At 72.8% G+C, this 12,526-nt stretch carries 11 protein-coding genes; 2 read left to right on the top strand and 9 right to left on the bottom strand.

The annotated features are described in order from the left end of the window. Positions 1–24: 24 nt before the first annotated feature. The 7 genes from ACFW48_RS02255 to ACFW48_RS02225 all read right to left on the bottom strand — a co-directional run bounded on the left by ACFW48_RS02255 (position 25) and on the right by ACFW48_RS02225 (position 9,904). Positions 25–1,359 (bottom strand): hypothetical protein, encoded by a 1,335-nt coding sequence (locus ACFW48_RS02255; RefSeq protein ID WP_386309591.1) that lies wholly within the window; start codon positions 1,357–1,359, stop codon positions 25–27. A 59-nt stretch (positions 1,360–1,418) separates the two neighbouring features. Further along, positions 1,419–2,471: a glutamate ABC transporter substrate-binding protein gene (locus tag ACFW48_RS02250; RefSeq protein WP_386309589.1), complete on the bottom strand. Its 1,053-nt coding sequence runs from the start codon at positions 2,469–2,471 to the stop codon at positions 1,419–1,421. A gap of 59 nt (positions 2,472–2,530) precedes the next feature. Beyond that, a complete protein-coding gene (locus ACFW48_RS02245; RefSeq protein ID WP_386309588.1) occupies positions 2,531–3,997 on the bottom strand; it encodes a hypothetical protein in 1,467 nt (488 codons plus the stop codon). A 1,027-nt stretch (positions 3,998–5,024) separates the two neighbouring features. After that, positions 5,025–5,996: an N-acetylglucosamine kinase gene (locus tag ACFW48_RS02240; RefSeq protein ID WP_386309586.1), complete on the bottom strand. Its 972-nt coding sequence runs from the start codon at positions 5,994–5,996 to the stop codon at positions 5,025–5,027. Beyond that, positions 5,987–7,252, bottom strand: coding sequence for a 6-phospho-beta-glucosidase (locus tag ACFW48_RS02235; protein ID WP_386309584.1), 1,266 nt, complete (start codon positions 7,250–7,252; stop codon positions 5,987–5,989). The genes ACFW48_RS02240 and ACFW48_RS02235 overlap by 10 nt, the downstream gene beginning before the upstream one ends. 126 nt (positions 7,253–7,378) lie before the next feature. Further along, a complete protein-coding gene (locus ACFW48_RS02230) occupies positions 7,379–8,605 on the bottom strand; it encodes an ROK family protein (RefSeq protein ID WP_386309582.1) in 1,227 nt (408 codons plus the stop codon). 213 nt (positions 8,606–8,818) lie between these two features. Further along, on the bottom strand, positions 8,819–9,904 hold the full coding sequence (locus ACFW48_RS02225) for a mechanosensitive ion channel family protein (protein WP_386309581.1): 1,086 nt from the start codon (positions 9,902–9,904) through the stop codon (positions 8,819–8,821). A gap of 341 nt (positions 9,905–10,245) precedes the next feature. On the opposite strand from ACFW48_RS02225, the gene ACFW48_RS02220 reads away from it, so the two are divergent. After that, the gene (locus ACFW48_RS02220; protein WP_019325428.1) at positions 10,246–10,782 is read left to right on the top strand and encodes an HNH endonuclease; all 537 of its coding nucleotides are present in this window, start codon (positions 10,246–10,248) and stop codon (positions 10,780–10,782) included. 36 nt (positions 10,783–10,818) lie between these two features. On the opposite strand, the gene ACFW48_RS02215 is transcribed toward ACFW48_RS02220, so the two are convergent. Further along, entirely contained in the window at positions 10,819–11,403 is a 585-nt protein-coding gene (locus ACFW48_RS02215) for a Uma2 family endonuclease (RefSeq protein WP_386309578.1), read from the bottom strand. Continuing rightward, positions 11,400–11,882: an ATP-binding protein gene (locus tag ACFW48_RS02210; protein ID WP_386309576.1), complete on the bottom strand. Its 483-nt coding sequence runs from the start codon at positions 11,880–11,882 to the stop codon at positions 11,400–11,402. Before ACFW48_RS02210 ends, ACFW48_RS02215 begins: the two co-directional genes overlap by 4 nt. Positions 11,883–12,081: 199 nt before the next feature. On the opposite strand from ACFW48_RS02210, the gene ACFW48_RS02205 reads away from it, so the two are divergent. Continuing rightward, positions 12,082–12,526 (top strand): Scr1 family TA system antitoxin-like transcriptional regulator (locus ACFW48_RS02205; protein ID WP_386309574.1); only part of this gene is annotated, 445 nt, incomplete at its 3' end.

Raw genomic sequence — 12,526 nt, 5'->3', positions numbered from 1 at the left:
GATCCGAACGACACCCCCTGTCGCTCACGCGCCGGGCCCCGTCCGGTCCACCGGCCCGCCCTGACCGGGCACGCGCGGGGCGGAGCCGAGCAGGTCGGCCGCCGCGTGCTGGTAGCGCAGCACGGCCTGCTCGGCGACGCGCAGGTCGCAGGGCGCGCTCCACAGCATGCGGCGCGCCTTCTCGTACTTCTCGGCCAGCTCGGGATCCTCGGCGAACCCGAGCCGGGCCACCTTCGCCTTGTACGCGTCGAGCCGGCCGCGCAGCTCCGCGCGGACCGCCAACGGCGCGGTGACCGCCGTCAGCGACTCGCGGGCGCGCAGCAGTTCGTCCTCCGCCTTCTCCTCCAGGGACTCCAGGAGCGGGGACAGGCGGTGCCACTGCGCGTGTCTGCGGTACTCGGCGGCCGCCGCCAGCTGCTCCTGCAGCACCGTCGGCGGCCCGCTGACGACCGGCACCTCCGTCGCGGCGATCTTCGCCAGCACCTCGCCGCGCGCGGTGCGGGCCTCGGCGAGTGTGCGGTCCGCGCGGGAGAGCACGTCCCGCAGGGCCATGATCCGGTGCTCCGCGTCCTGGCGCACCGTCAGCACGGCGTCGATCTCGCGGCGCACGTCCTCCAGGGCGCGCGCCTCGCGGTCGTACACCGTGGTGTCCGGCCGGCCGCCGCCCGGCGCCGAACTGCCCTCGGCGGGCAGCCAGAAGGCGAGCGGGTCGGACACCACCTGCTCGCGCAGCTTCGTCAGGGTGCGGGTGATCCGCTCCAGGTCGTCACCGGCCGGGTGCTCGCCGGGGCGGACGCCCACGGAGTGCGCGAGGCGGCGGGTGCGCTGGAGTTCGGCGGCGAGTAGATCGATCCGCGCGGGCAGCGCCGACCACACCGCGTCGGCGGCGACCACCATGTCGAGGGAGGTCGCGTACAGCTGGTTCATACGGTCGACCAGTGTCGCCAGCGAGTAGCGCTCGCTGAGCCGGCCCGGGCCGCCGTTCAGGGCGGGCGCGGTGGCGGTGGCGGTGGCGCCGCCGGCCACCGTGACGGCCTCGCCGCGCAGCAGTTCGGTCAGCTCGGCCAGGTCCTCGCGGCTGGACCAGCGGCGCCGGGAGCGGATCTCCCGTGCGGTGCGCAGCGCGCCCGTGTACGCGTCGAAGTAGGTCCACAGCAGCGTGATCGACGCCTCCGCGGCGGCCCAGCGTTCGCCGGTCACCCCGGTGAGCTCGGCGCCTTCGAGGAGTCTGCGGCCCGCGTGGTCCTGGAGGGAGAGGAGCGAGGTCTCGACCGCCTCGTGCTCCGCCCCGAGCCGCGCCAGCGCACGGTCCACCTCGTCCCGGTCCATCACCGGCCCGGTGGGTCCCGTGTCGCCCATCGATCACCTCTCGCTGTCGCGGACTTGTACGTGCTCTTTTCCTGCGCTGCGGTGGTCGTTCAGTTCTCGCGCAGATACTGCGGTGGCGGTGGCTCCGATTTCCTCGAGTCGTCACCCATGGTCTCCGACAGCCAGTCGTCGTACGAGTGCTGCCAGCCCTCGGCCTTGTCCGCGCGCCACTCCACCAGGATCTGGTTGACCCGGCGTACCAGATCGTCGGCGTCCTTCTTCATCGCCACGCCGTAGTACTCGGTGGTGAAGGCGTCACCCTGCAGCTCGACCGTCGGGTCCTGCGCGGCCTGGCTCGCGGCGAGCGCGCCGTCGGTGACCACCGCGTCGACCTCGCCGAGCTGGAGCCGCACCAGGCAGTCCAGTTGGTTGGGCACCGTGGTGCTCAGGTCGGCGTCGGCCGCCAGTTCGCCGTCCAGCTGGTCCTGCTCCAGCGTGCTGAACGCCGTCGAACCCGCCGCCGCGCAGATCCTCTTGCCAGCGAGCGTGTCGTTGTACCCGGTGATGGTGGAGGACTTGGGCGCCAGCACCTGCTGGCCGGTCTCGAAGTAGGGCGCGGAGAAGGCGACGTCCTCCAGGCGGTCGCAGTTGATGGTCATCGTGCGGACCACCATGTCGACCCGGCCGTCCTGGATCGCGGGTATGCGCTGGTCGGTGGGGATCGCCTTGAACTGCACGGCGTCCGGGTCGCCGAGGATGTCCTCCGCGATGCGGTGCACCAGGTCGATGTCGAAGCCCTCCAGCTCGGCGTCCCCGCCGCTGTTCGGGTCGCGGTAGCCCCAGCGGTAGCTGTTCTGGTCGACGCCGACGATCAGCTTGCGCTTCTCGCCCTCGCGGCTCTGGATCTCGTCGATGGTGGGGCCGTCGGCGTCGTCCGGGGACAGCGTCTGCTTCTCCGGGTCCGTGCACTCCTCGGCGGCGCGGGCCTGGCTGCCGTGGGCGACCTCGTGGCCGGCGGTGCCGGCGCCCGCGCCGCCGTCCTCGCCGTGCGAGCGGACCACCGGCAGGAGCAGGGCGAAGAGCACGGCGAGGGCGCAGGCGAAGGCCATCGCTCCCACACCGCCCCAACCTCTCAGTCCGGCCCGCAGTCGTCGTGCACGCATCCTCGCGCCTCCTTCCACAGGTATCCTTTCCCGCCCGTCCGCCGGGCGCGCGCCCCGCTTCACCGGTACTCCGAGAGCCTGCGGCCGATGCCCAGCAGCGCGCCGGCCGCGCCGAGCCCGGCCAGGACGCCGGCGCCCTGCGGCAGGTAGCCCATCGCGTCCAGCCCGTCCCCCGCCGCCTGCTCGAACTCCCGCTCCTCGTGGTCGATGGCGGCGGCCAGCGAGGTGTCGACGCCGTCGAAGCACTCGACCGTGGCGCCCTTGCCGCCGATGACCAGGTCCAGCGCCTGCTGGTAGTTGCCGCTCTCGTCCTGCTCACGGGCCGAGGCGTGGCGCTTCTTCCACTCCGCCATGTTGCTGTTCGCCGCCGAGACCGGCCGCTCGCCCGCCTCGTCGTCGGCGAGCCGCTTCGCCTCGGCCAGGCCCTTGCCGAGGGTGTCCATGTTCTTCCCGAAGTCGAAGTCGTAGGCGTCGAACGTCTCGTCGCCCACCTTCTTCGTCTCCGCGCCGCGTGCCACCAGGGTGAGGTTCTCGTTGCCCCGGGCCTTGAGGGAGGCGATGCGGGCGTCGTGCAGCACGTCCAGGGAGCGTACGCCGTGGTCGTAGGAGTCGCCGAGGTTCGACCGCGCGACGCTGTGGCCGACGACCAGCCAGAGCATGACGATCGTGGCGGTGGCCGTGGCGGCGACCAGGCCGTGGTTCAGGACCCGGTTGGTGCGCCGGTAGTTGCGGTGCTGCGCCCAGGCCAGGGCGGCGAGCGCGAGGACGCCGAGGGCCAGCGCGGCCCAGGGGTAGGGCCTGGCGTCCGCGTAGTCGGCGCGCAGCCGCTGGTTCTCCTTCTTGTAGAGGTCCTCCGCCGCCGGGAGCATGTCCTTCTGCATCTTCTCGTTGGCGTAGCGCAGATAGGCGCCGCCGACCGGGAAGCCCTGGCGGTTGTAGGTGCGGGCGCGCTCGATGAGGCCTTTGTACTCGGGCAGGAGGCGGTTGAGCTTGGTGATGGTCGCCGCGGAGGGGGAGTCGGCGTCGGAGTTGGCAGCGGCCGTCACGAGCCCTTCGGCGGCCGTGCGGATGCCCTTCTCGTACCGTTCCCGGGACGCCTTGGTCTCCTGACCGCCGGCCAGGAACCCGCTGGAGGCGGCGGTGTTGGCGTCGGCGAGGGAGCGGTAGATGTCGGCCGCGTCGGAGGTGAGGGGCTGGCTGCGGGTGAGCACGTCGTCGGCGGCCTGGGACCGCTGGTTCATCTGCCAGGCGGTGACGGCGCCGAAGGCGACGACGAGCGCGGCGAGCAGCGCGCCGATGATCCGCAGCCGCCCCGGCTCGGTGACGGCCGCGGCGCGCAGCCGGTCCACGCCCTCGGCGAACGCGGTGCGGCGGGGCTCCGTGGGCGGGGGCCCGGCGGGGGCGCCGCCCGACCGCTGCGGGGGCAGTGGCCGGGGCTGCGGCTGCGGCTGCGGCGGGACGGCGGGCAGGGTGGGCGCGCCGGTGCCCGGCGGTGGCGCCGCGCCGCCCTTCGGCGGTTGAGTCACTGCTGACCTCCCCCATGGTCATCCGTCGCCGCAAGTATCCCTGCCCGCACCGACATTCGCACCGACCTTCACCCGATCTTGCTGCGATCCAGGTGTAACGCCCCACCCCTGCCCATGAATACGTCACCGGAACCGGTTCGGTTCCCCGATCCGGGCTCCGCGCGGGGCCAGTGCGGGGTCCGGGTCCGGAACCGGACCCGGACTTGGGCCGGACCGGACGCGAGCCGGGCTCGGGGCCGGGCCCCGGCCCGGACCCAGGTCCCGGCCCGGGCGGGCCCAGCGTTGGGTCCGGGAACGGATCCGGGCTGGACTCGGGCCCGGAACCGGTCTCGGAACGGACTCGGGTCAGACCCGGGCCCGGAGCTGGGCTCAGTCTTGGGCCGGACTGGACGCGCGCCGGACTCGGATCCGGGGCCGGACGGGGCCAGCGCAGGGTCCGGAATCGGCCTCGGGCTGGACTCGGATCTGGGCTGGACTCGGGTCCGGGACCGGTCTCGGAGTCGGACTCGGGTCAGACCTGGGCCCGGACTTGGTCTTGGGCCGGACTGGATGCGGGCTGGGCTGGACTCGGGTTCGGGACCGGTCTCGGAGTCGGACTCGGGTCAGACCTGGGCCCGGACTTGGTATTGGGCCGGACTGGATGCGGGCCGGGCTGGACTCGGGTCCGGGACCGGCCTCGGAGTCCGACTCGGGTGAGACCCGGACCCCGAGCCCGGACCCCGACCCGGACCCCGAGCCCGGACCCGGACCCGGACTCGGACTCGGACCCGGACTCGGACCCGGACCCCGGACTCGGACCCCGGCCCGGCCCCGGACTCGGTCTTGGGCGGGACCGGATGCGGGCCGGACTGGACACGGGCTGGACCGGACGCGGGCCGGGGTTAAGACCTGGGCCTGAGCCCGGAGTCGGGACCCGGGCCTGAGCCCGGAATCGGGGCCCGCGCCCGAGCCCGGAGTCGGGACCCGCGCCCGAGCCCCGAGTCAGGACCCGGGCCGGGCCCCGGAGCCGGCTTCGGGGGGGGAGGCCTCAGACAGTGAAGTGTGCCCGGGCTCGCGTGTGGGCACCGGGTGCCGCCCCAGTCCGGTCGAGTCCCAGGAGGACCGCGCCCAGGACGGGGCGCGCCGTCACCACCCGCGGTACGGCCTTGGGGGCGCGGGACGTCAGCAGTTGTCGTATCCGGTCGTCGAGTTGCGGGTGCCGTGCCGCCAGCACGCTGCCGCCCAGGAGGACCGGAGTCTCCTCCGCGAGCAGGTCCAGCCGGGTCAGCGCGACCGTGGCCATGGCCACCACCTCGTCGGCCTGCCGGTCGACGACCGCCCGGGCGAGCGGGTCGCCGTCCGCCGCCGTGGCGAACAGGACGGGAGTCAGTTCGTGGCGCCGGACGGGCTCGATGTGCCGTAGGTGCAGGGCCTCGATGAGGGCGTACATCGAGCCGAGCCCGAAGTGGGCCGGCAGGGTGCAGGCCAGTTCCGTGGGCTCTCCGCGGCCGTCCTCCGCCCGCGCCGCGTGCCACAGCGCCTCCTCGGCCAGCCCCCAGCCGCCGCCCCAGTCGCCGGACAGGCGCCCGATGGCCGGGAAGCGGGCGGTGCGGCCGTCGGGGCGCATGCCGACGCAGTTGACGCCGGCCCCGCACACGACGGCGACGCCGAGAGGCTCGTCGATGCCCGCCCGCAGGAGGGCGAACGTGTCGTTGCGTACGTCCACGCTCGTGCCCCACGCGCGCGCGTCCAACGCGGCGGCCAGCTGCTCCTCCTCCACGGGCAGGTCGGCGTTGGCCAGGCACGCCGAGACGTGCTCGACGGAGGTGACGCCGGCCGCGGTGAAGGCCCGCGTCACCGCCTCCGCCAGAGCGTCCACGGCCCGCTCGACGCCCACGGCGGGCGGCCGGAAGGCGCCGCCGCGGGCCGTGGCGAGGACGTCCCCGTCGGCCGTCACCACGGCCACGTCGGTCTTGCTGTTGCCCGCGTCGACGGCGAGCAGGCTTGCGGTCAGGCCCACGCCAGGTGCTCCCGGTTGTGTGCGATCAGCCGGTCGGTGAGCTGCTCGGCGTACGTGTACTGGCCGACGAGGGGGTGGGCGAGCAGCGCCCGGAACACCCGGTCCCGGCCGCCGCGCAGGGCCGCGTCCAGGGCCAGGTCCTCGTACGCCGTCACGTTCGCCATCAGGCCCGCGTACAGCGGGTCCACGGCCGGCACCGGCAGGGGAGCGGCGCCCTTGCCGCCCACCGCGGCCGGCACCTCGATCACCGCGTCGTCGGGGAGGAAGGGCAGCGTGCCCCGGTTGTACGTGTTCACCACCTGGTACGGGGAGCCGGCGCCGCCGAGCAGGGCCGCGGCCAGGTCCACGGCCGCCTCCGAGTAGTAGGCGCCGCCCCGCTTCGCCAGCAGGGCGGGCTTCTCGTCCAGGGCCGGATCGCCGTACATCTCCAGCAGTTGCCGCTCCATCGCCGCCACCTCGGCGGCCCGCGACGGCTTGGTGCGCAGTTCGTCGACGACCTCGTCGTGCGCGTAGTAGTAGCGCAGGTAGTAGGAGGGGACGACGCCCAGGCGGTCCAGGAGGGGCCGGGGCAGGCGGAGGTCGGCGGCGACCGCGTCCCCGTGCTCGGCCAGCAGACGGGGCAGGACGTCCTCGCCCTCGGGGCCGCCGAGGCGGACGCCGGTCTCCCAGGTGAGGTGGTTGAGGCCCACGTGGTCCAGGTGGACGTCGGCGGGCGCCACCCCGAGGAGCGCGGCGAACTTGCGCTGCAGCCCGATCGCCACGTTGCACAGGCCGACCGTCCGGTGCCCGGCCTGGAGCAGTGCCCGGGTCACGATGCCGACCGGGTTGGTGAAGTCGATGATCCAGGCGTCCGGGTTGGCCCGGCGGACCCGCTCGGCGATGTCCAGCACCACCGGCACGGTGCGCAGCGCCTTGGCCAGTCCGCCCGCGCCGGTCGTCTCCTGGCCGACGCAGCCGCACTCCAGGGGCCAGGTCTCGTCCTGCTCACGGGCTGCCTGGCCGCCGACGCGGAGCTGGAGCAGTACGGCGTCGGCGCCGTCCACGGCCGCGTCCAGGTCGGAGGTGGTGACGATGCGGCCGTCGTGTCCCTGCCTGGCGAAGATGCGGCGGGCGAGGCCCCCCACCAACTCCAGCCGGTCCGGCGCGGGATCGACCAGGACCAGCTCCTCCACCGGCAGGGTGTCCCGCAACCGGGCGAAGCCGTCGACGAGTTCGGGTGTGTAGGTCGAACCGCCGCCGACCACGGTGAGTTTCATGCGGTCATCAGTCCGTTGCTCATGGAGAACGCGTTTTCTGGATGTTCCGGGCATGACGGATCTCCCTGGGGCAGGGGCGGGAGGGACAGGAGGGAAGGGCGCGAGCGCGAGCGTGAGCGGGGTGCTTCAGCGCGAGGTGTCGAAGACCTCGTCGCGGGTGGTCGCCAGCGCGCTCTCCAGTGCGCCGCGCAGGACGGGATGCTCGGTCACGTCACCGACGACGAGCCGGGGCCTGGACGCGGCCAGCTCCTCCAGCTCGTCCTGGACCAGGGCGCGCAGCGCCTCACCGCCCGCGGCGAGCGAGGTGCCGCTCAGGACCACCAGTTCGGGGTCCAGGACGGAGACGAGGGAGGCTAGACCGGTGGCCAGGCGGGTGGCGTACGTCCGGAGCAGGCGGCGGTGCGGGTCGTTGTCGTCGGTGTCGTCGGCGGCCTGCGCCGCCCGGGCGACGAGGGCGGCGGCGACCTCGCAGTACGACCCGGAGGGCAGGGAAGTGACGCCGAGCTCCCGGGCCAGTCCCGCCAGGGCCTGGGAACCGGCCAGCTCCTGGAAGCCGCCGCTGCCCGTACGGCTGACCTTGCGGACCAGCGGGGCGCCCGGCACCGGCAGGAACCCGACCTCGCCCGCGCCGCCGGTCCAGCCGCGGTGCAGCCGACCGCCGAGCACCAGGGCGGCGCCTAGGCCCTCCTGGTTCCACAGCAGGACGAAGTCCTCGTGGCCCCGGGCCGCGCCGATGCGCTGCTCGGCCACGGCGGCGAGGTTCACGTCGTTCTCGTACTCGATCGGCATCGGCAGGGCGGCGGCGAGTTCGTCGAGCAGGGTGGGGGAGTGCCAGCCCGGCAGGTGGGAGGCGTAGCGCAGCCGCCCGGTGCCCGGGTCGAAGGCGCCCGGGGTGCCGATGACGAGGCGGCGGACGTCGTCCCGGGCGAGTCCGGCGGCCTTCACCGCGCCGTCGAGTGCGTCGGTGACCTGTTGGACGACGGGGGTGGCGGCGCGCCGTCCCGGGGTGGGCAGCTCGTGCCGGCCGACCGTGCGCCCCGTGACGTCGGCGACCGCGGCGAGGATGCGGTCCGGGGTGACGTCGAGCCCGGCGGCGTACGCGGCGGCCGGGTTGACCTCGTAGAGCTGGGCGCCGGGGCCGGGGCGTCCCTCGGTCGTTCCGCCGGCCAGCACGAGCCCCGCCGCCTCCAGGCGGGCCAGCAGCTGGGAGGCGGTCGGCTTCGACAGGCCGGTGAGCTTGCCGATCCGGGTGCGGGACAGCGGGCCGTGCTCCAGCAGGAGGTCCAGGGCGGCCCGGTCGTTCATGGCGCGCAGGACGCGCGGGGTGCCCGGCGTGCCGGCGGTTCCTGCCATGCGTGTCCACACCTGCCTCTCGACCGCTCAGTTTTTCAGTGTGCGGTGGGGGAAGTCCACCGACCGTCCAGCGACCGCCCTCCGCCCAGGAGGGGGCCTGTTAGGAAAGTTTCCTGTTGGTTAAGAAACGTAGGTCCGCTGGAGAGGGGCGTCAAGAGACCGCCCCCGAGGCAACGCGGGCGTTGCCTCGGGGGCGGGTGGGCGCCGGGCCCGCTACTTGGTGGTGCTCGTCGGGGGAATCGGGGACGCCGCGACGGACTGCGGCGACACCGTGCTCGCGTACGCCGACGGCGCCGCGACGCCGGCCGTCGGGTCGGCGGCCGCGGCCGGCTGCCCCGGGATCTCGGGACCGCCGACGATCTGGATGTCGGCCGCGTCGAAGGCCCGCTTGATGCGCCAGCGCAGCTCGCGCTCGACGGTGAGGGACTTGCCGGGCATGGTCTTCGCGGAGACCCGCACCACCATCGAGTCGAGCAGGACGGAGTCCAGGCCGAGCACCTCGATCGGGCCCCAGAGCATCTCGTTCCAGGGCTCTTCCTTGCTCATCCGCTCGCCGACGGCGGCGATGGTCTCCTTCACCTTGTCCAGCTCCTCGCCGGAGCGGACGGTGACGTCCACGCCGGCCGTCGACCAGCCCTGGGAGAGGTTGCCGATCCGCTTGACCTCGCCATTGCGGACGTACCAGATCTCGCCGCTGTCGCCGCGCAGCTTGGTCACCCGCAGCCCGACCTCGATGACCTCGCCGGAGGCCACGCCCGCGTCGATGCTGTCGCCGACCCCGTACTGGTCCTCCAGGATCATGAAGACGCCGGAGAGGAAGTCGGTGACCAGATTGCGGGCGCCGAAGCCGATCGCCACGCCGGCGACACCGGCGGACGCGAGCAGCGGCGCGAGGTTGATCTGGAAGGTGCCGAGGACCATCAGCGCCGCGGTGCCGAGGATGAGGAAGCTGGCCACCGAGCGCAGTACGGAGCCGATGGCCTCCGAGCGCTGACGGCGCCGCTCGGCGTTGACCAGCAGGCTGCTCAGCGCGGTGCTGGCGCCTGTCCCGGCCCTGCGGTTCATCCGCTCTATCAGCTTGGTGATCGCCCGCCGCACCACCACCCTGAGCACCGCCGCTATCACCACGATCAGCAGCACGCGCAGCCCGATCGCGAGCCACGTCGACCAGTTCTCCTCGACCCAGCCGGCGGCGTTCGTCGCGCTCTCCTGGGCGTCCTGGAGCGAGGGCACCGCCGGGGCCGTCGGGGACGGGGACGGCGACGAACCGGCGGCCAGTAGGACGGCGGACAGGGACACGGCGGATACCTCCAGGTATGGCGGCCCGTCCTCACAGGTCCGGTCCAGGGTCCGGTCCAAAGGCCGACCCGAGGTCCGCTCCAAGGTCACGGAAAGGTCACCGGACGGGCAGAAGCACCACACTAACGGGGCACCGGGCGCGGATCGGCCCGAAATGGGCGAGAGAGACGGTGCTCACCCGCGCTTGAACTGGTCACGGTCGTGGGGATGCATTCCGTGTGGTCGAAAACACTCCCAGCCCGTTACCGGGACATGGTGGCGCTTCCACCAGCCATGAGGGGAAACTGACTACGGATCGTCCCGGCGCGAGCCACGCGCCGCCGGCGTACAAGGAGGCATCCGTGCCGCATGTCCTGGTTCTCAACGCGTCGTACGAGCCACTCGGCGTCGTACCGCTCCGCCGCGCGCTCGTCCTCGTCCTCGAGAACAAGGCCGTATGCCTTGAGGAGTCCGGCGCCTATCTGCACAGCGCGACCGTCACCGTGCCCGCACCCAGCGTGGTCCGGCTCAAGCGATTCGTGCGGGTTCCCTACCGGGGGCCCGTCCCGCTCACCAGGCGGGCGCTCTTCGCGCGCGACGGGGGCCGCTGCATGTACTGCGGCGCCGTCGCCACCAGCGTCGACCACGTCATCCCGCGCAGTCGCGGTGGCCTGCACGCGTGGGACAACGTCGTGGCGTCCTGCCGCCGCTGCAACCACGTCAAGGCCGACCGGCACCTCGGCGAGATCGGCTGGCGCCTGCGCCACAAACCCGCCCCGCCCACCGGCCTGGCCTGGCGCATCATCGGCACGGGCCATAGGGACCCGCGCTGGCTGCCGTACTTGCAGCCGTACGGCGCGGAGGACGCGATGGCCCGGATCGACGGCATCTCCGCCTGACGGTCCGGGCCTTCGCGTACGCCGGGTCGGGCTCGCTCAGCGCACCCAGTTCTTCAGCGACTCGGTGTCCAGGGTGATCCCGACCGGCTCGGGAAGCGCGACCTCCTTGCCGAAGGGCAGCGTCTGCACGGTCTCGTACCGTCCCCCGTCCGGCCGACTGTGCACCTTCACCTCGCAGGCGTCCCGGTCGATCAGGAGGTACACCGGGATGCCCGTCTCGGCGTAGGCCCTGGGCTTCTCGACGCGGTCGCGCCGGTCGGTGTCGGAGTCGTACGAGGTGACCTCGACGACCATGAGGACGGGGGTGGCGTCGGCCCATTCGCCCTGGCCGACGAAGGCCTCCGCCGGGGCCAGTGAGCCGTCCGGTCGGGCGCGACCGCCACGGTATGCCTCGATCACCAGTCCCTGTGTCGGATCCAGCCACAGGTCGGGTCGATGTTGCATGCAAATGCGCGTCAGCCACTGGATGACCCGTCCGTGGTCGCCGTCGGGCACGGCCTTCCCCCCAAGATGTCCGTTGATGAACTCGAGCCGCGCGCCTTCTATGCTCCGGTCGGCGTGGCGGGCGAGTTCCTCGAACTCGGTGACGAGCATCTGCGGCCTGTCAGCGGTCACGGTCACAAGGCTCCTCCGGATCTGCGGGGGTCCACACGCTCAGCGTAGGGGAGATCCGGCCTGCCGGGCGGGGCATCCCACTCGGCGTACACCGTCTTGCCGACGGTCCGCGGCTCCCATCCCCATCGGTCGGCCAGCGCCCCGACCAGCTGAAGTCCCCGCCCGAACTGCTCGTCGGCTGCCCCGACCGGGCGCGGGCGGGGCAGCCGCTCGCCCCGAGGATCGCTCACCTCCACCCGGAGGATCCGGTGGTCGAGTGTGAGGTGCACGCGGACGAGTCGTCCCCGGAGGCTGCCGTGCAGCAGGGCGTTGGTCATCAACTCCGAGACGACGAGGGCCACGTCCCCGGCGAGGTCCGGCCGTCCCCACTCGGCCACGAGCCGCGCGACCCGGCGCCGGGCGAGGGGGACGCTGCGCTGGGTGGGGGTGTAGTCGAGGCGGTCCTCGTGGAGGAGCGGTAGGGGCAAGGGCACGGGTTCTGTCATGGAGAGGTGCCTTCTGGTGTTGGGGGCGGTGGCTCTGCCGTGCCTCCGTGTCGGCAGGACGGTGCACTTCCGCCGGGCGAAGCCGCTGAGTGAGCGACCGGGTGCTCAACGTAGTGGTCTTTGTGTCGCGGGTGCAACTAGTTCGGAGACATTTGTCTCCGTAACGTCTCCACTGGATTGTGTCCGGCAACATGTGGGGGTGACTCGAACCACGCAACTCGGGAACCGGACGTCAACTGTGCTCGGGCGCAGGCTCGGTGGTGAACTCCTGCGTCTGCGGGACGCTGCGGCCAAGACGCAGCAGCAGGCAGCCGAGGTCATCAGTGCGACCAACTCGAAGATCGTCAAGATGGAGCGCGGCTGGGTGCCGATGCGTGATCCGGATATCCGTGCGCTGTGCGAGTTCTATGGCCTGGCGGACCGGAAAGCCGTGGCCCAGCTACTGGAATTGGCCGGGCTGGACCGTGAGAGGCGCAAGGCGAAGGGGTGGTGGCAGGACTCACCCCACCCCGGCGCGCTGACCGAGTACATCGCCATGGAAGACGCTGCCAGTCGCGTACGTACCTGGCAGCTCTCGCTTGTGCCAGGTCTTTTCCAGACCCCTGAATACGCGCGGTCGCTGGCGGTCAGTGAAGGTGTCGGCT

The organism is Streptomyces sp. NPDC058812, assembly GCF_042744565.1.
Classification (GTDB): Bacteria; Actinomycetota; Actinomycetes; order Streptomycetales; family Streptomycetaceae; genus Streptomyces; species Streptomyces thinghirensis.
The sequence above is the reverse complement of the archived record's forward strand: the minus strand, read 5'-3'. Positions and strand labels throughout refer to the sequence as shown.

Excerpts from the sequence above, each read along its gene's own strand:
- ACFW48_RS02255 (WP_386309591.1), bottom strand. The coding sequence starts at position 1,359 with ATGGGCGACACGGGACCCACCGGGCCGGTGATGGACCGGGACGAGGTG.
- ACFW48_RS02250 (WP_386309589.1), bottom strand. The coding sequence starts at position 2,471 with ATGCGTGCACGACGACTGCGGGCCGGACTGAGAGGTTGGGGCGGTGTG.
- ACFW48_RS02235 (WP_386309584.1), bottom strand. The coding sequence starts at position 7,252 with ATGAAACTCACCGTGGTCGGCGGCGGTTCGACCTACACACCCGAACTC.
- ACFW48_RS02230 (WP_386309582.1), bottom strand. The coding sequence starts at position 8,605 with ATGGCAGGAACCGCCGGCACGCCGGGCACCCCGCGCGTCCTGCGCGCC.
- ACFW48_RS02210 (WP_386309576.1), bottom strand. The coding sequence starts at position 11,882 with ATGACAGAACCCGTGCCCTTGCCCCTACCGCTCCTCCACGAGGACCGC.